Raw genomic sequence first — 24,649 nt, 5'->3', positions numbered from 1 at the left:
TAAAAATTACGGGATTGATGAAAAAATTTTAAACGTTTTATAAAAAATTACTGAAAATATGCAGAACCCTGAACAACACCTCTTCTTTCTATTTCTTTATCCATATAAGACTGAATTGCCGATTTTTTCAATCCCCAGTTTGGTCCGATTAACATATCCCAATCAGAAATTCCAAATAATCGCTGAACTACAATATCCGGGCGCAATAAAGGAAGCATTTCACAAAGTAATGCAGTATAATCCTCTAAAGAAAATAGCGGGAATGGATCTTTTCTGTATTTTGAACCCATTATCGAACCTTCCACAATGTGTAAATGATGGAATTTGACAAACTTGATTTGCGGGAAACGATTAATTTCATGAATATAGGCGTACATCTGTTCGCGCGTTTCCCAAGGAAAACCAAAAATAGTATGCACACACAAATCGAGCTTACTGTTTTCAACCAATTTAACGGCATCAACAAATTCGCCATGACTGCATCCGCGGTTAATTTTCAGTAAAGTATCATCATAAATAGATTCCATACCCATTTCCAAATCAACATCGAACCGATCGGTATAACTTTCCAATAAAGCAATCTTTTCAGCATCAATACAATCCGGGCGCGTACCAACAGCAAAACCAACAATATCTTCTGTATTTACAGACAAAGCTTCATCATACATCATTTTCAAATAATGCACCGGCGCATAGGTATTGGTATTGGGCTGGAAATAAACAATAAATTTATCCGCACGATAAAGGTTTTTCCCACGTTCCATACCCGCCATCAATTGTTCACGTATGGTTGGCAATTTTCTGGAAAGCTCCGGCGTAAAAGAATCTACATTACAATATGTACAACCACCAAAACCTTTACTCCCATCTCTGTTAGGGCATGTAAAACCTCCATCCACAATTACTTTAAACACCCTTTGCCCATTGTATTTCTCGCGCAAATGTGTTCCGTAGTTGTTGTATCCCTTAATACCATAATCAACCTGTGTTCCCATAGCCGCAAAAATACACAATTAGTTGCAACATATTAATATAGCCTTTCAAGATGACAGTAATTGGTTTTTGGCAAAGCACAACCTTGCATTTCATCGGTTACGGCAGTCCCGTCATTTACTCATACGCCTTCAGGCCTTATCCACAAGGCCGGTATCCGCAATACCGGGTTTAGAAAGCAAGTTTCCTGCAGCGATATACGTGATTAAACCCGAACGGCGCGAAAATACTTTTTGAACAAAAAAAGCCCTGAATTTTTTATCCGGGGCTTCAAAAACAAAAAGATTGAAGCAAGTGCGGGGCGGCAGAAACCGAAACGCACTGCTATTGCTTTTCAAATAGAATTATTGAGCCTGATCTTTCGGCTTACTTAAATAATATACAGGGATACCAACCAACATAATAGCTACACCCCAACCGCAGGTACTGGTTTTAAACACCAACAAACCTACACAAATAGCCGCGGCTACCAGAACATAAAATGCGGGCAAAACCGGATAACCGAAAGCTTTATACGGACGGTCCGCATCCGGCATTCTTTTACGTAAAATGAAGATACCTACAATCGTAAGTATGTAGAAAATCATTACAATAATGATTACGAAATCAAGAAGATCGCCATATTTTCCGGTTAAACATAAGGCAGATGCCCAAATGCATTGCGCCCACAAGGCCCAGCTTGGCACACTAGATTTATTTAAGAAAGCTGCTTTTTTAAAAAAGAGGCCATCTTTTGCCATAGTATAATATACCCGTGCACCAGCCATAATTAAACCATTGTTGCAGGCAAACGTAGAAATCATAATCATAACGGCAATAATATAAGTGCCCACTCCTCCAAAAATGGGTTGTGCTGCTGCAACTGCCACCCGATCTTTAGCTGCTGTAGCAATTTCTTGCAAAGGCAAAACAGATAAATACATCAGATTGGCCAGTATATATATAAGGCTTACGATAAACGTGCCTAGAAAAAGACTCAAGCCAACATTCCGCTGAGGGTTTTTGATTTCGCCGGCAATAAATGTTACGCCACTCCAGGCATCACTACTGAAAAGCGATCCAACCATTGAAGCTGCAATTCCAGATAATAAGGCAGTGCCAGCAACATTTACCCAGCTTCCAGATTTTACGTCAAATGAGCGCGTAGACCAGGCATCGGCCCAATTGGCATTCCAGATTTCTGCCTTCGCAGCCAGTGTAAAACCAAAAATAATCAGTCCGAATAAAGACAGTATTTTAATAATCGTAAGTATGGTTTGAAGGATTTTACTATCCTTAACACCTTTACTATTAATGTAGGTAAGCAAAACAATTGTAGCGATAGAAACTAGTTGTGCAGCATTAAGCTGAAAACCACTGATACTGAACACTATATTTTCATCGCTTAACGGCGAATATAAATAGGCTGCAAATTTCGAAAAGGCAACACCAACTGCCGCAATAGTTCCGGTTTGGATCACCGCGAAAAAACTCCATCCAAACAAAAATGCAACCAATTTATTATAGGCCTCTTTAAGATAAACGTATTGTCCGCCGGCTTTAGGAAACATGGCGCTTAACTCGCCATAACTTACAGCTGCAATAACTGTGACAATAGCCGTGAGTGCCCAAATTAAAATAACCCACCCAGCAGAGCCCACCTGCCTGGTAATGTCTGCGCTTACAATAAAAATACCAGAGCCAATCATCGAACCGACAACCAGCATGGTACCATCAAAAAGGCCAAGCGCTCGTTTAAACGTTTGGTCTTGTGCTTCTTTCTCCATAGTTAGTTTTGTTTGTTGGCTAATTTATTTAAAAAAATAAATGGATTGGAATTTCGAGTGTATTATTTTACTATATAAAATATCCTACAAACGGAAATTAAAATTTAATTGCAAGAAAATAAAATTGTTATATTGGTAAATCTAATCAGAAAAATTGTACATCATACGCGTTACGTAAGCGAGAACAACAATCTATAACCAAATATAAATTATGAACTTTCTACACAACAATCTTATTTATTGCATTCCCATACTCGGACTTGTGGGAATTTTTGTAATGTTAGCAAAAAGTGCATGGGTAAATCGACAGGATGCCGGAGATAGAAACATGCAAGAACTGGCCGGCTACATTGCCGACGGTGCTATGGCCTTTTTACGTGCAGAATGGAAAGTATTGAGCATTTTCGCCGTTTTCGTAGCCGCTTTACTCGCATATTCGGGCACAGTTACCGAAATTAATGGAATAGAATTGCACTCTAGCTGGATCATTTCCATTGCCTTTATCATTGGTGCGGTTTTTTCGGCAACCGCTGGCTACATTGGCATGAAAGCAGCAACAAAAGCAAATGTACGAACTACGCAAGCCGCACGAACGAGCTTAAAACAAGCATTAAAAGTTTCTTTTACTGGCGGAACGGTTATGGGACTGGGCGTTGCCGGACTTGCTGTACTAGGGCTTGGCGGCTTATTTATTGTTTTTTTACAAATTTTTTATGTTACGAATTCAAATAGTTCAGAAATGCGAACTGCAATTGAAGTGCTTACGGGGTTTTCGCTTGGTGCAGAATCCATTGCGCTTTTTGCTCGTGTTGGCGGTGGTATCTACACCAAAGCGGCAGATGTTGGTGCAGATTTGGTTGGAAAAGTTGAAGCAGGCATTCCGGAAGATGACGTTAGAAATCCTGCAACAATTGCAGATAATGTTGGCGACAATGTTGGCGATGTTGCCGGTATGGGTGCAGATCTCTTTGGGTCTTACGTAGCAACAATACTCGCCACAATGGTTTTAGGCCAAGAGATATCGGTTACAGATAAATTTGGAGGGATGTCTCCAATTTTATTGCCAATGGTGATCTGCGGACTGGGCATTATCTTTTCCATTATCGGAACCTGGTTTGTAACCATTAAAGATGAAAAATCAAACGTTCAGAACGCACTTAATCTAGGCAACTGGTCATCCATACTGATTACTGCAGTAGCCTCATTTTTTATTGTTAAATGGATGCTTCCACAAACACTTAGTTTGCGTGGATATGAATTTTCTAGCATAAATGTTTTTTATGCCATATTGGTTGGCTTAGTGGTAGGCACAATTATGAGTGTGGTAACGGAGTATTTCACAGCAATGGGAAAAGCCCCTGTAAATTCTATTATTCAACAATCTTCAACCGGCCATGCAACAAATATTATTGCCGGTTTATCTGTAGGAATGAAATCGACTGTGATTCCAATTTTGGTTTTGGCCGGCGGAATCATGGCATCTTACCATTTCGCAGGCCTATATGGCGTTGCAATAGCCGCAGCCGGGATGATGGCCACAACAGCGATGCAACTGGCTATTGACGCTTTTGGCCCAATTGCCGATAATGCCGGCGGAATTGCAGAAATGAGCCAGCTACCACCTGAAGTACGAGAACGCACCGACAACCTTGATGCTGTTGGCAATACGACTGCTGCAACCGGAAAAGGATTTGCAATTGCATCTGCAGCCTTAACTTCATTGGCTTTATTCGCGGCTTTTGTGGGTATTGCAGGTATTACGGCAATAGATATTTACAAAGCTCCGGTGTTAGCTGGTTTATTTATTGGTGGCATGATTCCATTTATCTTTTCTGCACTTTGTATACAAGCAGTTGGAAAAGCAGCAATGGACATGGTGCAAGAGGTACGCAGACAATTTCGGGACATTCCCGGAATTATGGAATATAAGGCAAAACCTGAATATGAAAAATGTGTAGCCATCTCAACTAAAGCATCAATCCGGGAAATGATGTTGCCAGGCGCCATCGCTATTATCACCCCTCTTATTATTGGTTTTACGTTCGGTCCGGAGGTTTTAGGCGGCATGCTGGCCGGTGTTACCGTAACTGGCGTATTGATGGGCATTTTCCAAAGCAATGCTGGCGGCGCCTGGGATAATGCAAAAAAGTCTTTCGAACAAGGCGTAAACATTAATGGCGAGATGTACTATAAAAAATCAGAACCACATAAAGCTTCTGTTACCGGAGATACTGTTGGCGATCCATTTAAAGATACATCAGGTCCTTCCATGAATATATTAATCAAATTGATGTCTATTGTTTCACTTGTAATCGCACCTTACATTGCAGTAAAGGCAATTTCGGGCACAGAAAACTCAGAAGTTAGGAAAGAAATCAGGATTGAGAAAAAAATAGACGAATCCGGCAGGGCAATTACAGACACATTGATCAATTCTACGCAAACCATTAAGCATTAGTTGTAAAATCATAGATATAATAAAGCTAAAAGGGGTAAATGAAAGAGTTGCTTTTTACTTTTTGCTAATTTTTATTTAGGTTTACGGTTTATTATTTTATAAAAAATCAACAAACATAAAAGACTAAACAAATTATGAATTTAAAAAAGCCTATTGATGTGCTTATAGCAGAATCTGCTGAAAGTGGAGAGGGCACGCTAAAACGCACGTTAAGCAGCACAAGTCTTGTTGCTCTGGGTATTGGAGCTATTATTGGCGCAGGTTTATTCTCTTTAACTGGTATTGCCGCTGCAGACCATGCCGGCCCTGCCGTAACATTGTCATTTGTGCTGGCTGCCGTAGGATGTGCTTTTGCAGGTTTATGTTATGCAGAATTTGCATCAATGATTCCGGTTGCAGGTAGTGCATACACGTATTCTTATGCAACTATGGGCGAGTTTATGGCCTGGGTTATTGGATGGGATCTGGTACTGGAGTATGCACTTGGTGCAGCTACGGTAGGTGTTTCATGGTCTGGATATTTTAATAAGCTGCTCCATGAATTTGGAATGGAGATGCCCCTGTATTTAACCAAGTCTTTCGCAGAAGTTGATGGCGGCGGGATAAATCTTCCGGCAGTAGTAATCGTTTCGCTACTCTCGTTAATGCTTATTCGCGGCACAAAGGAATCTGCCAGTTTAAATAATATCCTGGTAATCGTAAAAGTTGCTGTGGTAATTATTTTCATTGCTTTAGGATGGAAATTTATCAATCCGGCAAACCACACACCATATATCCCTGCAAACACAGGTGTTAAAGGAGAATTTGGAATATCTGGTATTGCAGCAGGTGCCGCTTTGGTATTCTTCGCCTTTATCGGATTTGATGCCGTTTCTACCGCTGCTCAGGAAGCAAAGAACCCGCAGAAAGGCATGCCAATCGGTATTTTAGGTTCATTAGTGGTATGTACTATTTTATATGTGCTCTTTGCACACGTTATGACAGGTTTAGTACCGTATAGTGTATTTAAAGGTGATGCATCTCCGGCAGCTACAGCGTTCAAGGTTACAGGTTACAACTGGTTGCAAATGGGACTTATCATCGCCATTTTAGCCGGATATACTTCGGTAATTTTAGTGATGTTAATGGGCCAATCAAGGGTTTTCTATACCATGTCTAAAGATGGCTTATTACCAAAATTCTTTAGTAACATCCACTCTAAATTCAGAACACCTTTTAAAACCAACATCTTCTTCATGATTTTTGTGAGCATTTTCGCTGGTTTTGTTCCAGTAACAGATTTAGGTCATATGGTATCTATCGGTACTTTATTTGCTTTCTCGCTGGTTTGTATCGGCGTAATGTTGCTGCGTAAAACAGATCCGGATAGGCCTCGTCCATTCAAAACACCTTTGGTTCCTTTTGTTCCAATTATGGGTATTATTGTTTGCGTTTATCTGATGTCCTCATTACCACTTGAAGCATGGATTCGTTTAGCCATCTGGATGGCTCTAGGTATAGCAATTTATTTCTTTTACGGAAAAGGAAACTCAGTTCTACGGAACAAAGGAAAAGTTGTTCCTCCGGTAGATCCTCCTAAACCAGAATTATAGAAAAATAATTAATACATAAAACACCGCACTTGCGGTGTTTTTTTTTGGATTACGTTGTAAACGAAATATATTTGCCGAAAATCAGATATGGATAAGGACAATCGAAAGATTCTTTTTAAGTATACGCTGTTGTTCAGCTTTTTGATGCTCACGCTACAGTCTGTAGCTCAGCGAACCATTAATGATATTATGGATTCCACTACGGTTAACCATTTACTTATCATTTCCAAAAAATATGGTGCCTTATCTTTTAGTGGATACTTACAACCGCAATTCCAGGCCGCTCAAACCAATGGTACCCTTGCAGAATATCAGGGTGGTAATTTTGGCGAATATACCAACAACCGTTTCAGGCTTAGACGAGGCCGACTACGTGCAGATTATATGCTGCTTACCGATGAAGGTGATCCTTCCACTTATTTCGTCCTCCAATTTGACGGAACTGAACAAGGCGTAGCCATTCGTGATTTTTGGGGTCGTTACTATGAAAATAAATGGAAAATCCTTTCTGTAACACTTGGTTTATCAGGCAGGCCATTTGGGAATGAACTGCAACTTTCCTCATCTGTTCGTGAAGCTCCTGAAAGAGGCAGAATGTCACAGATACTGATGAAAACCGAACGAGACCTCGGCGTAACCTTTACACTAAATCCGCGCTGGAAAAACGCTAAACTTAAAAATATTTCTTTGGACCTGGGGATTTACAATGGACAGGGTTTAGCCGGATCCGGAGAATTTGATAATAGTAAAGATTTTATCTTCCGCCTGAACCACAAACAGGTTAAAATCAAAAATATGAACCTGACAATCGCAGGTGGCATCAGCACCCTGCAGGGCGGATTAAATCACCGCCTTCCGGTAAGTTATAAAATGGATCAGTTAAATGGCACCTGGCAGATGAAACGAGATTCATCTGTTGCAAATATCAATCAAGTTGCACCACGGCGGTATTACGGAGCAGATATTCAATTGGCAACGAATCAAAAAAGCTGGAAATCAGAATTGCGTGCAGAAGTTATCTCAGGCCTGCAAACCGGTACAGCGCTAACGTCTACTACACCAGGCTCTTACCCTACAGATAGCAAAGCACTTCCTTTACCCTATTATACCAGAAATTTTAATGGTGCGTACTTTACATTTGTGCAAACTTTAAACAGTACCGATAACCAGCTGATTTTGAAATATGACTGGTACGATCCAAATACAAAAGTCAAAGGACAGGAGGTTTCTGAGACCAATGGTTTGTCTGCTGCCGACGTTCGTTTTGACACAATTGGATTTGGTTTTCTACATCACTTTAATACACATTTTAAAGCTGTCTTGTATTATGACGTAATTCGGAATGAATCTACCGCAATTGAGGAATATACCAGCAACAGGAAAGACAATGTTCTAACCTTACGCACTCAATTCTATTTTTAGTTTTGCCAATATTGATCAAATGATCCGCTATTTTCCTTAAATTAAACTACTTTTGATTTAAAATCCACGGTTATGAAATTCGACTTCATGAAGTTTAACCTCAGTCAGATTCTATCTACGACAATGGTATTATTCGCAATCATCGATATTCTAGGTGCAATACCCGTGGTAATAGAATTGCGTAGAAAAGCCGGACACATACAATCCGAAAAAGCTTCATTGGTTGCAGCAGGATTAATGATTCTATTTTTATTCCTCGGAGAATCTTTACTTAAAGTGATTGGTCTGGATGTGGAGTCTTTCGCCATTGCCGGTTCTTTTGTGATCTTCTTTATTGCGATGGAAATGGTTCTCGGACTTACCATTTTTAAAGAAGAAGCTCCAGAAACCGTATCCATTGTTCCTCTTGCTTTTCCTTTAATTGCCGGAGCAGGAACCATGACAACGTTATTGTCCCTCAAAACGGAGTACGCAACACAAAATATCTTGGTCGGTATTGTACTGAATATGCTTTTTGTTTATTTTGTTCTGAAGAACACCAACAGACTGGAAAAATTGTTTGGAAAATCTGGACTGAACATTTTGCGGAAAGCATTTGGTGTTATTCTATTGGCTATTGCAATTAAACTGTTCAGAAACAATACCGGACTTTAAAAGCTTTATTCCTTTATTGGTTCATCTGTCCTTAATCATTTGTCATTTGCAGAACGGATGAATAAATTGCCCTTCCCCATACTATAATTGTAACATTTAGTAGCAGGTACCGTCTAATCAACAAAGTGCCATGAACAAGTTCGAAGAATATACGGCCATTATCGGGTTGCTAGCTGTTTTAATTGAAGGCACCAAATATTTCTTAAAAAAAGTCAGGGCTTGGTTTAAGCATGTCTAAATCTTAATTAAACGCGCAACAAACATCGTATCTGCCAGATTATGATATCCTTTAATCAGTTCCATTTTTTCCAATTTTAAAGGCAGGTTCTCGCACATAAATTCTACAACCTGTTCGTTTTCTTCTGCAAATGCAGAGCAAGTGATATAAATAAGTGGTTTACCTTCTTTTAGATGCTTTACAACATTTTGTACAATACCTTTTTGTATGGTAGAAAACTGATTGATTTTCCGCTCCTGAAAAAAAGTGAGCATTTCTGGTGTACGTCCCCAGGTTCCGGAACCGGTACACGGTGCATCTACCAGAATCCCATCGAAAGCATAATGATGCAATACCTGATCGTTATTCTGCAACAAATCCAGTTCTTTCTTCTGATATTTCTTTATCCCGGCCAGGCGAAATCTTTCGTCCAGGTTGTTCAACACACTTTCGCGTAAATCGCTTACCAAAATATCAATTGCAGGCTCTAAACTATGCAACAAAAGGGTTTTGCCGCCACTTGCAGCACAGCAATCCCACCATTTATCCCATTTATTCGGCTCAAAAAAATTGCCTGTATATTGCGAACTGAGGTCTTGCACCTGATAACTTCCCTCAGGCAAGATATTTTCAAGCTTGGTGCCGTTGGGTAAAGCCAATGTCGTATCAGATATTTTTTTCACCGCAACACCAGCAGCTTCAAGCGCGCCGGATATTTTTGCATTTATTCCTTCCGGTATACGAATAAACAGGTCTGGTTGCCGAAAGAATGAAGCCAGAAAACCAGTCTGATCCAGATCAGCAGAAAGGTGTGAATGCAAAGGAAACACATCTTCCAATAAAAATTCCGGATATTTATCTTTGACTAAGACCAGTTTTTCTTCCAAAGGCAAAGCTATAGAGGAAATAAAATCAGGCAGGTTTTTCTCTACAATTAAACTTGTGGTGCCGTGACATAAAAAATCAGCTACGCTTAATCTTTGTTCACGATCAATTTCTTTTAAAGCATTCCCTAATCTAAAATAACTGTATACATAACGGGTTGCCCATCTTCTATCTGATGATCCCATTTGTTTGTGCTGCTTAAAATATGCGGGTAAAAACCGGTGCAAAGGAAAAGCGCCATCATAACTGGCCAGAATTTGTTCAAAAGATTTTAACTGATGTTCTACTCTCATTCGGGAATTTAAAAAAGGTTACTGGACAATTTCAAGCGCAAAGTTTTTGTACTTTAACAACCACAAACTGGTGTTAATATAGCCCAATTTTTCATCATATATAAAAGCAAAATTGTTGTGCAAGCCCTTATATTTTTCTTTGGTTAAGTATTCACGATAATCTTCGCCATAAGTAGAAAGCAATTTCCCAAAGTAATAACCAATATCAAAACCCTTAAATGCATATTCGCCGGGCTCAAAGCCATAGCGTTGGCGGTATCGCTTAATAAAATTCACCGTACCAGTGTTTTTATAATCAATTTTGTACGATGAACTGATGATGGTATTCAATGCTTGCAGCTTATCTGTCGGGTAATTTTGTTTAATCCAGTTGGGATGACCGAAAAGACTCAAGTTGTAATTTGTCTTAATTTTATACAGTTTATCGATTGTTGGCGCAACAAAAGCACGGTCTGACGAAGTTAGAATAACCACGTAAGATTTTCCTTTCACCAGCTTGGTTTCGAACGTAAAAGCCGAAGCATACTCCTGGAAAGCAAATTTTGATTGTGATAGAAAATAACTGCGTAAAGGCGCAGCAAACTGCTCATCTTCTGTCTTCTTTGGATTGATCAATACCACAATGGTATTTTCTGCATTAAAATTTTTGGTGATGTAAGTTGCAATACGTTGGCTGTGCAGCGTAATATTATTGACAATAGAAATCAGATTTGGGTTATTAAAATCTGATGGTTCTGATGCTGCAAGCGGAGAAACAACGAGTTGATCGCTTTCTTTTGCATAAGGCGTAATGTACTTTAAACCATCAGGAAAAACCGGACCAACAATAAGATTGCTTTGTTTAAATTTCTCATTTTTATATAAAGAAGCAATATGGGTATTGTCATCTTGTGTATCAAAAACGTTTAAATTAAAACTTAAACCAGATGCGGCCGCAGAATCCAATCCGAGTTTAAAACCCTGATAAAAGTCAATCGGCATGGCATATTTCTCAATTTCAGATTTTGTAGCTGTTTTAAGATTTAACTGATCAAGCCTGAAAGGAACAAGCAAAGAAACATTGGCTTTAGAAAATTTCTTAATTGCTTTTTTATCGCCTGTTTTCTCTTTGTCTTCCTTTTTCGGTTCATTTGGTTTTGGCGTTCTCACCTTTGGCGAGCAGCCAGCAAAAAACAAAGCAAAGGCAATAAAAATCCAATTTTCTTTTTTAAACATGGTAGGTCATTTAACAAAATATGCTAGCAAAGTTTATTCCACCTTGCTAGCATGTTTATATTTATTTGGCGGCTTTCAAAATCAGAAAACCATTTGGTCGTATAAATTGCTTATTCCCACTCAATAGTTGCTGGCGGTTTAGAGCTGATATCGTATACTACGCGGTTAATTCCTTTTACTTTATTGATGATATCGTTAGAGATTTTAGCCAGAACATCGTATGGAAGGTGACACCAATCTGCTGTCATTCCATCAAGTGATTCTACTGCACGAAGCGCAATTACATTTTCATATGTACGCTCATCGCCCATTACACCAACAGATCTTACCGGAAGAAAAATTGCGCCCGCCTGCCAGATTTTATCGTATAAGCCTGCTTCTTTTAGATTGCTGATATAAATGTGATCGGCTTCCTGAAGGATAGCCACTTTTTCTGGTGTAACTTCTCCAATAATTCGAATACCCAAACCCGGGCCCGGAAAAGGATGACGTCCTAAAATAAACGATTCTAATCCAAGCGCTGTTCCAACTCTTCTTACTTCATCTTTAAATAAAGTTTTAAGTGGCTCCACAACTTTTAACTTCATAAAATCCGGCAAACCGCCAACATTATGGTGAGATTTGATTGTTGCCGATGGACCTTTAACTGAAACGGATTCGATGATATCAGGATAAATAGTGCCTTGTGCCAACCATTTTACATCCTGAATCAAGTGCGATTCTTCATCAAAAACCTCGATAAATACGCGGCCGATGATTTTACGTTTTTGCTCCGGATCTTCTACTCCAGCCAACTGACCGAGAAATTTATCTTTTGCATCAACACCTTTAATGTTTAATCCAAAATCTTTGTATTGTTCTAAAACACTTGCATATTCATCTTTACGAAGCAAACCGTTGTCTACAAAAATACAGTGTAAATTTTTACCGATAGCTTTATGCAACAACACTGCAGCAACGCTGCTGTCTACACCGCCAGAAAGCGCCAGAACAACTTTATCATCACCTAACTGCGCTTGTAATTCTGCAATTGTAGTTTCAACAAAAGCAGAAGATGTCCAATCCTGGTTGCAGCCGCAAATATCTACAAGGAAGTTTTCCAATAATATTTTGCCATCAATGCTGTGTGTAACCTCTGGGTGAAACTGGATAGCGTAAGTATCTGAATCTTTAATGTGGTATGCAGCAACTTTCACGCTGTCTGTACTTGCAATCAATTCAAAATCTGCAGGAATATCTGTAATGGTATCGCCATGGCTCATCCAAACCTGCGAATCAATATTGATTCCTTTGAAGAGTTTATTTTCCTGGTTAACAAAATTCAGTTTTGCACGTCCGTATTCACGTGTAGAGGATGCTTGTACAGCGCCGCCCGAATGTTGAGCGATATACTGCGCGCCATAACAAACTGCCAATAAAGGATATTTAAGATGGTATTTTGATAAATCAATTTGAGGTGCATCTTCCTGGCGAACAGAAAAAGGACTTCCAGAAAAAATTACACCTTTAACATCAGGAGTAATTTCCGGCAAATTGTTATATGGATATATTTCACAGTAAATATTTAGTTCGCGAACTCTTCTGGCAATGAGTTGTGTAAATTGCGAACCAAAATCGACGATAATGATTTTTTCTTGCATCCGCAAAGCTACCAATTAGATATGAGATTTAAGACGATAGATTTGAGATTTTTAAAGCTAAAATTAGCATTCAGAGACCAGAACCTCGAAGCTAAATTATATTTAAAATACTAAGCATATACCATTGAAGTTTACATATGCAAAATACAAATGTACCAATGACTACTCAACCAGCAAACAACAACCTTTAAGACAACAACTTAACTTCTACACCAAACTTTCGTAAAAAATCTACCCCTTCATCACTTGCCAAGCCTTTGTATGCGGCATAAGACTTAGAATAATATACCAGTTTAATACCTGAAGAGAGAATTAAACGTGCGCAGGCGATGCACGGAGACAACGTAGTGTACAGCGTGCAACCTTCTATTTTAGAACCGTTTTTTGAGGCATACAAAATGGCATTTTCTTCTGCGTGTAACGCAAGTGAACAACTGCCTTTACTATCGCGGGCACAACCATGTTCTGGCCATTCTTCATCACAATTGTGTGTTCCGGCGGGTGGGCCGTTGTAGCCGATGGAAATGATGCGTGTATCTTTTGTCAGTACCGCACCAACATGTGCACGAACGCAATGCGATCTGGCGGCTAAATCTGTAGCCAGATTCATAAAAATGGTATCAAAACTAGGTTTCTCTGTCATGTAAAATAAAAAAGCCACAAAGACTGATCTTTGTGGCTGCAAAATTAGTTTTTTTAAAGATTAATGCCCGCCTTCGGCTTCGATATTTTCTACGTCAATTCCTTGTTTTTTCAATTCACCACTTACTTTCCATGCGAAGAAAATTAAATAGGCAAATCCGATTACCGGAACAATGTATGAATTGTGGATGCCTGCACTATCTGCAAGTTCGCCTTGAATTGGCGGAATAATGGAACCACCCAAAATCATCATAATCAGGAATGATGAACCTTGAGAAGTATATTTTCCCAATCCGGTAATAGACAAAGCAAAAATAGACGGCCACATAATTGAGCAACACAAACCGCCACTCACGAATGCAAAAATAGCCACATGGCCAGTTGTAAACAAACCTGTAAGCATCGCGATGGCGCCTACCGTACCAAAAATAGCTAAAGTTTTAGCTGGTTTTTCCTGGCCGATGAAAAAGGCCACAACCATTAATGCAATGCAAATTGCATACACATATAAGTTGCCCACATCTGTACCAGTTGCGTGATTAACCAACAGAATGACGCCAAATGCGATAAAAGGAACAATTACTGTAAGAATATTTTTAGCCGTTTTAGACAGGTTAAATGCACTTACTGCGCCAGTCCATCGGCCAATCATCATACTTCCCCAGTAAAGAGAAATATAAGGTTTAATGTCTTTATCGGCCAAACCTCCAAAATCTTTGAGTTTTAGCAAAGCACCAAGGTTACTTTGAATGGTAACTTCTGTTCCTACATACATGAAAATGGCCAGCATACCCAATACCAATTGTGGGTATTGCATTGCACCCCAACCAGCGGCATCATCTTTTTTGGCCAGATAAGCGAAAAACAAACCGCCTAGAATAATCACTAAAGAGGAATACACGAAAATGGATGAACTGATGCCGGTAAGATTAGACAACGGACCTGCTGCGGCAACCATTAAGAAACCAACAATCATAACAATTAGAGATGATGTTGGCTTTGTGCTGGCCTCAATCTTTTCATTGCTGGTTACATCTGGCAATTTAGAAATCCAGAAAAATATCGCCACTGCGATAAATAAACCCGCAAGAATATAATACAGGTTATTGATAGATGAAATTTCTACAACTTTGGCTACGGCATCGTTTGCGGTACCAAACAATACCACACTCACAATAACCGGCCCCATCAAGCCTCCAAAATTGTTTACACCACCGGCAAAATTAAGCCTGTGCGAACCACTTTCTGCAGGCCCGAGTGCCACAACAAATGGATTTGCGGCAGTTTGCTGCAGAGAGAATCCAAGGGCAATAACAAAGAAGGAGAAAAGAATAAAAATAAATGAACCTGAATGAACAGCCGGAATCATTAAAAGCGCGCCTGCCGCAGATACGACTAAGCCCACTATAATACCATTTTTGTAACCTATCTTATTCAGGATATCTACTTTACTGGCTTGAGAAGCGAAATAAAGGATTAGAGAACCGATAAAATATCCACCATAAAAGGTAAAATCGATCAGTTGGGATTCAAATTGGGTCAGGTTAAAATGCGTTTTACAAAATGGAATGAAAATACCATTTGATGCCGCAACGAATCCCCAAAAAAAGAATACTGTAATAATGGTATACAATGCTGTACCATAATTTTTCTTAGTATCTGTTGTCATTCTATGTATCTGGTTTTATTTTTTTGTGGGCTAAACTTAATTAAAAAAAATGAACTTGATGCAACTTTTACTTAATGCAAACAACAAAAATAAATGTGCCATGTTAAGGTTTAAAATTGCATATTCGCATATCATTAAACAATACAATGCATGTTTGAAGCCATTATATTAGGGATAGGGGCAGGGATTATTTCATCGTTTTTAACAGGTCCGGTATTTTTTGCAATGATCAAAACCAGTATAGAACGTGGCTTTATGGCCGGGTTTTCTTTGGCCATTGGTGTAATTATAAGTGACGTAATTCTGATCAGTATCGTTTTATTCGGAAGTCAGTTTTTCGAATACAAGTCAGAGTTTGATAAATATGTGGGCACTATTGGTGGCGCCTTTTTATTAGCTGTCGGGATTTACTATCTCCTATCCAAAATCAGTATACATTACGAAACCAACAAGCTTAAAAAAATTAACCGGAGCAATTATATACTGAAAGGTTTTTTAATGTGTATCCTCACGCCTTCTACGCTAATGTTCTGGATTATTGTAAGCGGAATTATTTCTGTAAAACTTAATAATATGCTGAATGAAAAACTGGTGTGCTTTGTAATTGCCATGGCCACACAACTCAGTATAGACGGTGCCAAAAGTTTCTATTCCAGCAAACTCCGCTACAAAATAAAGGAAGACAATCTAAAAACGCTTAATAAAGTTGCCGGTGTAGTCATCATCTTCTTCGCGATATGGCTCATTGTTAAAACTTACCTTAAATTTTACGCTTAAGCGGAAAGCGTGGGGCGAAAAGCGGAAAGCAACAAAACCAATTTTAGCAAAGCACATTTTTCTGTGCCACAACGTTAAAGCAAAATACAGTTTTTAGTAACTAGCCCCGGTTGAAGCGATACCCTGCAGCGAGGAGGCACGACGATGTGAAGCGTATAGCGAAAAAAGGGAACCAACTTTGTCAATTGAACTGCTTTTGCGCTTCTAGAACAAGCGCTAACTTCTAAATATTCTATTTTCTCCTCCAAAGTCAACGTCCTTCGAAGATTCAGTTAGAAGTTTCAGAACTGAGCCCGAGACATCTTAACCTTTAACAAAAACAGCCATAACCTTCAGGTTACAGCTGTTTTCTATAGCGATGAGAGAAATTTCAATAGTAAAATTTTCTACAGCTTAATAAGCCCTTTGGTTGTTGCCTTCTTTCCAGTTGATGAAAGCTTTGTTAACCACTTTGTTTCCGCCTGGTGTTGGATATTTACCAGAAAAATACCAATCCCCTTTATTTTTCGGACAAGCGATATGCAAGTTCTCTAAACTTTGGTAAATGACTTCTACTTCTGCAACCGTACCTTTTGGTGTGATAATCTGTGCAATTTTAGCCGAAATTTCTTCAGGCGTAAACGGTGCATAAATCTCTTTCACGTGGTTGATAATTTCTTCTTTTGGCAAAGCCAGAGAAGCCAGACATTTTTCGTAAACATCTTCAATTACCTGCCACATGCCACGCTCAGTAAGCAATTGTATGGCCGCATCAAAAGCAACAAACTGCCCCATTCTGCTCATGTCAATTCCGTAGCAATCCGGATAGCGGATTTGCGGAGCTGAAGAAACAATAATGATTTTTTTAGGATGCAAACGATCCACGATTTTGATGATACTTTGTTTTAAAGTTGTACCACGAACAATAGAATCATCAATGGCTACAATGGTATCTTTATGGTTGTTGATGATGCCGTACGTGGTATCATACACATGGGCAACCATTTCACCTCTATCTGCATCTTGCGTAATAAAAGTTCTGAGCTTGACGTCTTTTATCGCCAGCTTTTCTACACGCGGAGACAGTGAAAGTAATTCATCTAACTGCTCATCATTAAGCTGTTCTTTATTGTGCAATAAAGTTTGTTTCTGATGGTTGCGCACATATTGCTGTACACCATCTACCATCCCAAAAAAGGCAACTTCTGCAGTATTCGGAATAAAAGAGAAAACTGTATTTTTAAGGTCATAGTTAACCGTTTTCAGAATCTTATCGCTTAACAATCGGCCCAATTGCTTACGCTCGCGGTAAATTTCTACATCGCTCCCTTTAGAGAAATAAATGCGCTCAAATGAACAAGACAATCTTTCTGTAGGCTCGCGGAACTGCTCCATACTTACCTCACCATTTTTCTTGATGATTAAAGCATGACCAGGATCGATTTCCTTCACGTCTTTAAACTGAATGTTAAAGGCTGTTTGTAAAGCAGGTCGCTCTGAAGCCGCAACTACAATCTCGTCATCATAATAATAATATGCCGGACGAATACCTGCCGGATCTCTCATGATAAAAGAATCGCCGTTTCCAACCATTCCGCAAATAGAATAACCTCCATCCCAAGTTTTTGCCGAACGGCGAAGGATGTTTGCAATATCTAAATGATCGGAAATTTTATGTGTGATGGCAACATTGTCGTGGCCTTCTTTTTTGTATTTATCAAACAAATCCTGATTTTCATCATCTAAAAAGTGTCCAATTTTCTCTAAAACCGTAACGGTATCTGCTTTTTCTTTCGGATGTTGCCCCAATTCGTACAACTGCTCTAAAAGCTCGTCTACATTGGTCATGTTGAAGTTACCGGCAATAACCAGGTTACGGGTCATCCAGTTGTTCTGACGTAAAAAAGGATGGCAATTCTCAATGCTGTTTTTTCCGTGTGTACCATAACGCAAATGGCCCAATAAAACTTCGCCAATAAAGCTGACGTTGTTTTTGAGCCATTCCGTATCCTGCATTAGTTCAGGCGTATTCTCTTGAATATCGACAAACTTATTCTGTACATATTCAAAAATATCTGCAACTGCATTTGATGCCATACTTCGATACCTGCTGATGTACCTGCTGCCAGGTTTCATGTCTAATTTAATGGTTGCAATACCTGCGCCATCCTGGCCGCGGTTGTGTTGCTTTTCCATTAAAAGGTATAACTTGTTTAGGCCGTAAAGGGCAGTACCGTATTTCTGCTGGTAGTAAGAAAGTGGTTTTAACAGTCGAATAAACGCGATGCCGCATTCGTGTTTTATCTGATCACTCATTGTGTGGATTTGAAGGTGCAAAGTTATCCTTTTAACCTATCACAACCTAAACAAAAATGTTTTCTTTTTAAATTGATGAGGTTTGTTTGACAGATACAGAAGATCATATATCGAATGGTACCATATAAGATTCAATTCTTACGCCTACAATCTCCCATAACATCGATGTCCGCAAACTTAAACCGAGAGCATTAACAATTAAAAAACAGTACTTTACCGTGCTCTTCACATTTTTTCGAAAAGTATTTTATAGGCTTGGGATAAAATAGCCCTCACTTCTGTATATATACAGTTAATACGCCTTTTGCAGGGGTTTCAGTCGGGCATTTGACGGTGTTCTGACATTATGACCCGAATAAATACCGCTTTTTCTCAGAATCGATTAAGCTTTGGCTAAAAATACATATCAAAAAAAAAGCGACGGTTATGCAGTCGCTTTTTTTGTATTCGGTTGATTTCATTATAAATGATGAACTACCCAAGCTTCTCAGCGCATAGCTTCTCGCCGAAAAAGATGGATGCCTGAGCATCGAAGGCAGCAGGTTCTCCACTGGTATAAAATGATCTTGCACCATTTCGGACAAGGTTCTGCTCAATTTCCGGATGACGTTTTAAATAGTCCTGCAAACTCCTCGCAACAATTTCTCCCTGGCTAAGTATTTCAATATAATCCGGGAAGATTGTTTTCAATTTAGGCAACAATAATGGATAGTGCGTGCAAGCGAGCAGTACACAATCTATATCAGTTGATTGAGACAGTAGTGCATCACAATATTCCTGTATAAAAAAATCTGCGCCTCGTTGCATGTGCTGGTTATTTTCGATTAATGGAACCCACATTGGGCAACTCTGCTGGAACACCTTTATTTCAGGAAAAAACTTTTGGATTTCAAGAAGGTAAGATTGTGAATTTACGGTTCCGCGCGTACCCATTATGCCTATCGTTTTACTGCGGGTGTATTGATCAATCACCTCTGCAGTTGGCCTTATAACACCTAAAACACGCTTATCCGGATACTTTGCAGGCAAATCTTTCTGCTGAATGGTTCTTAGTGCTTTGGCAGAAGCAGTATTGCAAGCCAATATGACCAAATTACAACCTTTGCTAAAAAGCCATTCCACGCACTCCAAAGTATATTTATAAATGGTATCGAAAGAATGATCGCCATATGGCGATCTGGCATTATCGCCAAGATAAATATAATCGTATTCAGGCAATACATCGGCAATAGACCTAAAAACGGTTAATCCTCCGTAACCCGAATCAAAAATACCAATTGGTGCATTTTTTGACATATCTTTTTTTGTGAATGGTAAAGGTAACAAACTGCTTAAAGTAAAACAGGGTAAAAGCAAAAAGCGAAATTGAGTACACTCAACTTCGCTTTTTTATTAATCTGGAAAAATATAAAATTTTCCGGAATTATTTTTTAGGTGCTGCTGCAGCTGGTTTAGCGGCAGTTGCAGAAATACCCAATTTAGTTTTTACTGCTGCAGTAAGATCATCTCCACCATCCCAGAAAACTAAGTTATTTCCACCTTGTCCGTTTGCGATATCAAAAACATAAGCCAACCCTTTTTCTTTAGCTACAGCAGAAATTGCTGTTGCAACTTTAGTTTGGATAGGTTGGAACAATTCGCCTTGTTTAGTACCGATATCCTGAGATGCTTTAGTACGTGCATCATTGATGCGTTTTTCAAGATCTTGTAATTCAAGACCTGCAGCTTGCAATTCTTTACCTACCTGGTCTTTGTTGGCTTCACTTAGCGTTTTTTGTTTTGCTTCAGCTGCCGACATTTTAGTTTGGTATTCTTTGATCATGCCATCAATCTCAGTTTGTTTTTGTTTTTGCAAAGTCTCTAAAGTACCTTGAGCTGTTTTGGCTTCAGGAAGGTTTGCAAATACTTCTTCAGAATTAATGTGCCCGATTTTTTGTTGTGCACTTGCCATATTCACTGTAAACAATAACCCCGCTGCTACAAAGAATACGTTAATTAACTTTCTCATCTTCTGTTCTACTTTTATTTTTTTATTGTGTTTTCTTAATTTCGTGGCCGAATATAATTAATTATTTGCATTTGAAGGCTTATAACCTAATTTTACAATAACGTCATTACTAAGGTCGTAACTACTGCTGGCGTAGATCATCATTGTTGCTTCGCTGCTTTTATCGAAAATGAAATCCAGATATTTTGCTTTTGCAATCTGTTTAACGGCATCAGCAACTTTATCCTGAATAGGTTTCAACAATCTGCTACGGCTTTGGAAAAGTTCTCCATCAGGGCCAAATTTCTGACGCTGAAATTCTTTTGCTTGTTTTTCTTTTTCGATAATATCGTTTTCGCGGCGTTTGCGCATATCGTCAGTTAATAAAACCTGATCTGCCTGATAAGCTTTATACATGCGGTCAATTTCAGAAAAATTCTGATCAACCTGTTGTTGCCATTGTTTAGATGCAACATCCAATTGGCTTAATGCCGATTTATACTCTGGCAATTGTTTCAGAATATATTCGGTATCGATGTAAGCAAACTTCTGGGCAAATGCACCAAAGCCTGAACAAAGTAAGAATGCGATAAAAATGTACTTTTTCATTTGAGTGTGTATTTAATGATAGCTAACCTAAGCTTTGTTAAAACTCTACTTGGGTTGTTTTATTGCATAATTAATTATTTTTTTACTCTTTATCAATTAAAATCCACCTAATTGTTGTGCGATACTGAAGTGGAACTGTCCTTTATTCGCATCTGGTAATCCTGGGATGGCATCAAAACCATAACCATAATCAATACCCAGTAAACCAAATATCGGAAGGTAAATTCTTGCGCCCACACCAACAGATCTTCTAATGTTGAATGGATTGTAATCGCTGAATTTATTCCATGTGTTACCACCTTCAGCAAATACAAGTGCAAATGCTGTTGCCTGCTGACTGGAAATTACCGGATAACGAGCCTCTAAAACATATTTAGTATAAATCGGGCTACCAGAGTTTTGAGCAATAGTTGCATTTGATCCTGCCGGGATAACCGTATTGTTTGAATAACCACGCATAGCGATCAATTCTGACCCTTGCAAATAATCATATCCCTGCATACCATCACCACCAAGTTTGAAACGCTCAAAAGCAGATTGACCAACGGCACTATTGTAGATACCTAAGAAACCAAATTGAGCCTGTGCTTTAATAACCAGATTACCTGCTACACGTTGGTAAAACTGAGAATCAAATTTCCATTTATGGTATTCCGTGAATTTGTATTTCTGTTTATCAGATGCTGTTGCATAGTTCGTTTTGTTCAACAAAGAGAAAGGAGGCGTAGCCTGAATGGTGAAACGAATGAATGAACCTGATTTAGGATAAATCGGTGAATCTCTCGAATCCCGGCTTAACTCCTGTGAAAGATTTAAGTTATAAGATGTACCAGAACTAAATAAATAACCTGTGTAATTGTTTAGAATATATTGTTGTAAGTTGATGGCATGTGTTAACTGGAAATAGTTATCTGGCCAGTTCAATCTTCTACCCAAACTAACGGTTACACCATTCAAACGAATTTTCTGATAAGATGCACTGCTTGCATCATAACCGTTTGTTTGCAACGATGTAAATGCACTTACTCCAAAACTTACCGGTTTCTCTCCACCAAACCAAGGTTGCGAGAAAGAGAAGCTGTAAGACTGATAATATTTACCATTGGTTTGTCCACGCAAACTCAATCTTTGTCCGTCGCCTTTCGGAAGCGGTTTGTATGCTTTCAGATTAAATAAATTACGAAGCGAGAAGTTGTTAAAAGTCAAACCTAATGTACCGATAATACGGCCACCGCCAAAACCACCAGATAACTCTACCTGGTCGGAAGGTTTTTCTTCTACTCTGTATTCAATATCTACCGTTCCGTCTGCCGCATTAGGGCGAGGTGTAGGAACAGTTTTAGATTCGTCAAAATTACCCAATTGACCAATCTCTCTGATGGTACGGATCAAATCACTTTTACTAAACTTCTGTCCTGGTTTAGTACGGATTTCGCGCATTACAACTTTATCATTGGTAATCGTATTTCCAACCAGGGTGATTCTGTTGTTGGTGTATTGCGGACCTTCATACATTCTCAACTCTACATCAACTGTATCGCCATAAATGCGGGTTTGAACGGGATCAATGTTAAAGGTCAGGTATCCATTATCGGTGTATAAGCTGTTGATGTCTCCACCGTTTTCGCCACCACCATTTAATTTTTTACCTAAGCGCTCTTCACTAAAAATATCACCTTTTTCAATAGTCAGTACTTTACTCAGAACACTATCCGGATAGATGGCATTACCTGCCCATGTAATATTACCGAAGTAATATTTTTTACCTTCAAAAAGATCAATTTTAATGTTTACTTTTTTATCGTTGTGCTGATAAACTGAATCTTTAATAATTTCAGCATCGCGGTAACCTTTTTCATGCATTTTGGCTACCATCTTTACTTTATTTTCTTCGTATTTTTCTTTAGAGAATTTTCCTGAACCCCACAAACGCCACCAGGCAAATTGTTTTGGGCTTTTCAAAAACTTTCTCAGTTTTTTCGCTTTAAAATCTTTGTTTCCTGTAAAATCAATGTGCTGTACTTTTACCCGGTTCCCCCGGTCTATGTTCACCACCAACACCACTGTATTTTCCTCGTTTGCATCTTTACGGGTAGTGTAATCAATTTTGGTAAAGAAATATCCTTTATCCAGCATAAATTTGCGGATTACCGCAGAAGTTGTATTGTACAGGTTTTCGTTTACAATTCCTTTCTTATCGGTAAGCTTTTCCATAATTGAAGTTCGCTGAGATTTACCGATCCCTTTAAGTTCAATTCCACTTAAACGCGGACGTTCTACTACTTCAATTTCAAAGAAAACTGAGTCTTGTACAAATTTGGTGATGTTAAGCTTTACATCATCAAACAAGCCTTGCCCCCACAATGCTTTAATCGCATCAGAAGTTACATCGCCAGGTAGCGTAATCTTATCTCCCTTAATTAATTTTGATACCGTAACCAATGCCTCTTTATCCAGATACTGGGTTCCGGAAACCGTTGTACCACCAATGATATATTCTCTTGGACTAAAATAATCGAGATCTAAACCTCCAACTTTTAAAGATGGTGTTGCCTGCGGTTGGCCCTGCTGAGGGCGAAGAATCTGGGCAAAGGCCGGAGTAGTAAAAACTAGTAGGATTAAAACTTGAAATATTCTTTTCATTAAAATAATTTGTTCAGTAATAACCAGAGATTAAAAGCATAACAGCGCGTAAATTTTGTACCGTAGTTTGGTTTTCTAATTCTGGTTTATCTATCTTATAAAGTGGTGCTAAGTTAGTTTAAAGGCTTGTTAAAAAGTGTTAAAAGAAAAATTAGTTTAATTGCTCACTAATTTTACCAAAGCGGCGCTCACGTTTTTGGTAGTCTACAATTGCCTCAAAAAGATCTTCCTGTCTAAAATCCGGCCAAAGCACATCGGTAAAATAAAACTCTGTATAGGCCATTTGCCAAAGCAGATAATTGCTTATTCTATGCTCTCCACTGGTGCGGATCATCAACTCCGGATCAGGAATATTTACGGTGGTTAATTTGGATGAAAAAAGGTGTTCATCAATATCAGAAATTTGCAGTTCGCCATCTTTTACACTTTGCGCGATTTTACGTGCGGCCTCAACAATTTCCCATTTTGCACTATAGCTTAATGCCAGCGTTAACGTACATTTATCGTTATGTGCCGTTTTTTCCATTGCCTCATTCAGATCCGAAATGCATTGTTGCGGCAAAGAGGCAATATCTCCAATAGCGTTAAGCTTAATCTTATTTTTGTTTAATGTGGCTGTTTCCTGGTTTATTGTAGAAATCAATATTTGCATCAACGCATCTACTTCTTCTTTCGGCCTATTCCAGTTTTCCGTTGAAAACGCGTATAAAGTCAAATATTCGATACCAATATCTACGCAGCCTTCAACAATGTCTTTCACTGAAAGTACGCCTTGCTCATGCCCAAAAACACGCACTTTACCTTGTCCTTTTGCCCAACGACCGTTACCATCCATGATAACAGCAACGTGTTTTGGCAAACGACTTATATCTATCAATTCTTTAAATCCCAT

Annotated in this window: 18 protein-coding genes; 5 read left to right on the top strand and 13 right to left on the bottom strand. The window is 38.9% G+C overall.

Annotated features, from left to right (window positions below; genetic code table 11):
- Nucleotides 1-47: 47 nt before the first annotated feature.
- Complete coding sequence (locus tag ACJVDH_RS03735) at nucleotides 48-995, bottom strand: TIGR01212 family radical SAM protein (protein ID WP_443946234.1); 948 nt, start codon at nucleotides 993-995, stop codon at nucleotides 48-50.
- A gap of 342 nt (nucleotides 996-1,337) precedes the next feature.
- Nucleotides 1,338-2,759 (bottom strand): APC family permease, encoded by a 1,422-nt coding sequence (locus ACJVDH_RS03730; RefSeq protein WP_443946233.1) that lies wholly within the window; start codon nucleotides 2,757-2,759, stop codon nucleotides 1,338-1,340.
- A 211-nt stretch (nucleotides 2,760-2,970) separates the two neighbouring features.
- Here ACJVDH_RS03730 and ACJVDH_RS03725 point away from each other — a divergent pair, with 211 nt between their 5' ends.
- From ACJVDH_RS03725 to ACJVDH_RS03710, 4 genes are all read left to right on the top strand, one after another.
- A complete protein-coding gene (locus ACJVDH_RS03725; protein ID WP_443946232.1) occupies nucleotides 2,971-5,217 on the top strand; it encodes a sodium-translocating pyrophosphatase in 2,247 nt (748 codons plus the stop codon).
- A gap of 134 nt (nucleotides 5,218-5,351) precedes the next feature.
- Nucleotides 5,352-6,809, top strand: a complete 1,458-nt coding sequence (locus tag ACJVDH_RS03720) for an amino acid permease (protein ID WP_443946231.1) — start codon at nucleotides 5,352-5,354, stop codon at nucleotides 6,807-6,809.
- A gap of 87 nt (nucleotides 6,810-6,896) precedes the next feature.
- On the top strand, nucleotides 6,897-8,231 hold the full coding sequence (locus ACJVDH_RS03715; protein WP_443946230.1) for a porin: 1,335 nt from the start codon (nucleotides 6,897-6,899) through the stop codon (nucleotides 8,229-8,231).
- A gap of 87 nt (nucleotides 8,232-8,318) precedes the next feature.
- Nucleotides 8,319-8,885 carry a MarC family protein gene (locus ACJVDH_RS03710; protein WP_443947598.1) on the top strand — a complete coding sequence of 189 codons (567 nt, stop codon included), beginning with the start codon at nucleotides 8,319-8,321 and terminating at the stop codon, nucleotides 8,883-8,885.
- Between the two features lie 234 nt (nucleotides 8,886-9,119).
- Here ACJVDH_RS03710 and ACJVDH_RS03705 read toward each other — a convergent pair whose 3' ends face one another.
- From ACJVDH_RS03705 to ACJVDH_RS03685, 5 genes are all read right to left on the bottom strand, one after another.
- Nucleotides 9,120-10,280 carry an RsmB/NOP family class I SAM-dependent RNA methyltransferase gene (locus ACJVDH_RS03705; protein WP_443946229.1) on the bottom strand — a complete coding sequence of 387 codons (1,161 nt, stop codon included), beginning with the start codon at nucleotides 10,278-10,280 and terminating at the stop codon, nucleotides 9,120-9,122.
- 18 nt (nucleotides 10,281-10,298) lie between these two features.
- On the bottom strand, nucleotides 10,299-11,495 hold the full coding sequence (locus ACJVDH_RS03700) for an ABC transporter substrate-binding protein (RefSeq protein WP_443946228.1): 1,197 nt from the start codon (nucleotides 11,493-11,495) through the stop codon (nucleotides 10,299-10,301).
- Between the two features lie 110 nt (nucleotides 11,496-11,605).
- On the bottom strand, nucleotides 11,606-13,135 hold the full coding sequence (guaA, locus tag ACJVDH_RS03695) for a glutamine-hydrolyzing GMP synthase (RefSeq protein ID WP_443946227.1): 1,530 nt from the start codon (nucleotides 13,133-13,135) through the stop codon (nucleotides 11,606-11,608).
- Between the two features lie 187 nt (nucleotides 13,136-13,322).
- Nucleotides 13,323-13,778 (bottom strand): deoxycytidylate deaminase, encoded by a 456-nt coding sequence (locus tag ACJVDH_RS03690; RefSeq protein ID WP_443946226.1) that lies wholly within the window; start codon nucleotides 13,776-13,778, stop codon nucleotides 13,323-13,325.
- 60 nt (nucleotides 13,779-13,838) lie between these two features.
- Nucleotides 13,839-15,446, bottom strand: a complete 1,608-nt coding sequence (locus ACJVDH_RS03685) for an MFS transporter (protein WP_443946225.1) — start codon at nucleotides 15,444-15,446, stop codon at nucleotides 13,839-13,841.
- Between the two features lie 150 nt (nucleotides 15,447-15,596).
- On the opposite strand from ACJVDH_RS03685, the gene ACJVDH_RS03680 reads away from it, so the two are divergent.
- Nucleotides 15,597-16,223 carry a LysE family translocator gene (locus tag ACJVDH_RS03680; protein WP_443946224.1) on the top strand — a complete coding sequence of 209 codons (627 nt, stop codon included), beginning with the start codon at nucleotides 15,597-15,599 and terminating at the stop codon, nucleotides 16,221-16,223.
- A gap of 393 nt (nucleotides 16,224-16,616) precedes the next feature.
- Here ACJVDH_RS03680 and ACJVDH_RS03675 read toward each other — a convergent pair whose 3' ends face one another.
- The 6 genes from ACJVDH_RS03675 to ACJVDH_RS03650 form a co-directional block, all read right to left on the bottom strand.
- Nucleotides 16,617-18,518: an amidophosphoribosyltransferase gene (locus tag ACJVDH_RS03675; RefSeq protein ID WP_443946223.1), complete on the bottom strand. Its 1,902-nt coding sequence runs from the start codon at nucleotides 18,516-18,518 to the stop codon at nucleotides 16,617-16,619.
- A gap of 474 nt (nucleotides 18,519-18,992) precedes the next feature.
- On the bottom strand, nucleotides 18,993-19,814 hold the full coding sequence (gene murI / locus ACJVDH_RS03670) for a glutamate racemase (RefSeq protein ID WP_443946222.1): 822 nt from the start codon (nucleotides 19,812-19,814) through the stop codon (nucleotides 18,993-18,995).
- A gap of 127 nt (nucleotides 19,815-19,941) precedes the next feature.
- Complete coding sequence (locus ACJVDH_RS03665) at nucleotides 19,942-20,526, bottom strand: OmpH family outer membrane protein (protein ID WP_443946221.1); 585 nt, start codon at nucleotides 20,524-20,526, stop codon at nucleotides 19,942-19,944.
- 57 nt (nucleotides 20,527-20,583) lie between these two features.
- The gene (locus ACJVDH_RS03660) at nucleotides 20,584-21,114 is read right to left on the bottom strand and encodes an OmpH family outer membrane protein (protein WP_443946220.1); all 531 of its coding nucleotides are present in this window, start codon (nucleotides 21,112-21,114) and stop codon (nucleotides 20,584-20,586) included.
- Between the two features lie 96 nt (nucleotides 21,115-21,210).
- Nucleotides 21,211-23,757, bottom strand: coding sequence for an outer membrane protein assembly factor BamA (gene bamA / locus ACJVDH_RS03655; RefSeq protein WP_443946219.1), 2,547 nt, complete (start codon nucleotides 23,755-23,757; stop codon nucleotides 21,211-21,213).
- A gap of 151 nt (nucleotides 23,758-23,908) precedes the next feature.
- The gene (locus ACJVDH_RS03650; protein WP_443946218.1) at nucleotides 23,909-24,649 is read right to left on the bottom strand and encodes an isoprenyl transferase; all 741 of its coding nucleotides are present in this window, start codon (nucleotides 24,647-24,649) and stop codon (nucleotides 23,909-23,911) included.

The organism is Pedobacter terrestris, assembly GCF_052343045.1.
Classification (GTDB): Bacteria; Bacteroidota; Bacteroidia; order Sphingobacteriales; family Sphingobacteriaceae; genus Pedobacter.
The sequence above is the reverse complement of the archived record's forward strand: the minus strand, read 5'-3'. Positions and strand labels throughout refer to the sequence as shown.

Excerpts from the sequence above, each read along its gene's own strand:
- ACJVDH_RS03735 (WP_443946234.1), bottom strand. The coding sequence starts at position 995 with ATGGGAACACAGGTTGATTATGGTATTAAGGGATACAACAACTACGGA.
- ACJVDH_RS03730 (WP_443946233.1), bottom strand. The coding sequence starts at position 2,759 with ATGGAGAAAGAAGCACAAGACCAAACGTTTAAACGAGCGCTTGGCCTT.
- ACJVDH_RS03725 (WP_443946232.1), top strand. The coding sequence starts at position 2,971 with ATGAACTTTCTACACAACAATCTTATTTATTGCATTCCCATACTCGGA.
- ACJVDH_RS03720 (WP_443946231.1), top strand. The coding sequence starts at position 5,352 with ATGAATTTAAAAAAGCCTATTGATGTGCTTATAGCAGAATCTGCTGAA.
- ACJVDH_RS03715 (WP_443946230.1), top strand. The coding sequence starts at position 6,897 with ATGGATAAGGACAATCGAAAGATTCTTTTTAAGTATACGCTGTTGTTC.
- ACJVDH_RS03710 (WP_443947598.1), top strand. The coding sequence starts at position 8,319 with ATGAAGTTTAACCTCAGTCAGATTCTATCTACGACAATGGTATTATTC.
- ACJVDH_RS03705 (WP_443946229.1), bottom strand. The coding sequence starts at position 10,280 with ATGAGAGTAGAACATCAGTTAAAATCTTTTGAACAAATTCTGGCCAGT.
- ACJVDH_RS03700 (WP_443946228.1), bottom strand. The coding sequence starts at position 11,495 with ATGTTTAAAAAAGAAAATTGGATTTTTATTGCCTTTGCTTTGTTTTTT.
- guaA (WP_443946227.1), bottom strand. The coding sequence starts at position 13,135 with ATGCAAGAAAAAATCATTATCGTCGATTTTGGTTCGCAATTTACACAA.
- ACJVDH_RS03690 (WP_443946226.1), bottom strand. The coding sequence starts at position 13,778 with ATGACAGAGAAACCTAGTTTTGATACCATTTTTATGAATCTGGCTACA.
- ACJVDH_RS03685 (WP_443946225.1), bottom strand. The coding sequence starts at position 15,446 with ATGACAACAGATACTAAGAAAAATTATGGTACAGCATTGTATACCATT.
- ACJVDH_RS03680 (WP_443946224.1), top strand. The coding sequence starts at position 15,597 with ATGTTTGAAGCCATTATATTAGGGATAGGGGCAGGGATTATTTCATCG.
- ACJVDH_RS03675 (WP_443946223.1), bottom strand. The coding sequence starts at position 18,518 with ATGAGTGATCAGATAAAACACGAATGCGGCATCGCGTTTATTCGACTG.
- murI (WP_443946222.1), bottom strand. The coding sequence starts at position 19,814 with ATGTCAAAAAATGCACCAATTGGTATTTTTGATTCGGGTTACGGAGGA.
- ACJVDH_RS03665 (WP_443946221.1), bottom strand. The coding sequence starts at position 20,526 with ATGAGAAAGTTAATTAACGTATTCTTTGTAGCAGCGGGGTTATTGTTT.
- ACJVDH_RS03660 (WP_443946220.1), bottom strand. The coding sequence starts at position 21,114 with ATGAAAAAGTACATTTTTATCGCATTCTTACTTTGTTCAGGCTTTGGT.
- bamA (WP_443946219.1), bottom strand. The coding sequence starts at position 23,757 with ATGAAAAGAATATTTCAAGTTTTAATCCTACTAGTTTTTACTACTCCG.
- ACJVDH_RS03650 (WP_443946218.1), bottom strand. The coding sequence starts at position 24,649 with ATGGGATTTAAAGAATTGATAGATATAAGTCGTTTGCCAAAACACGTT.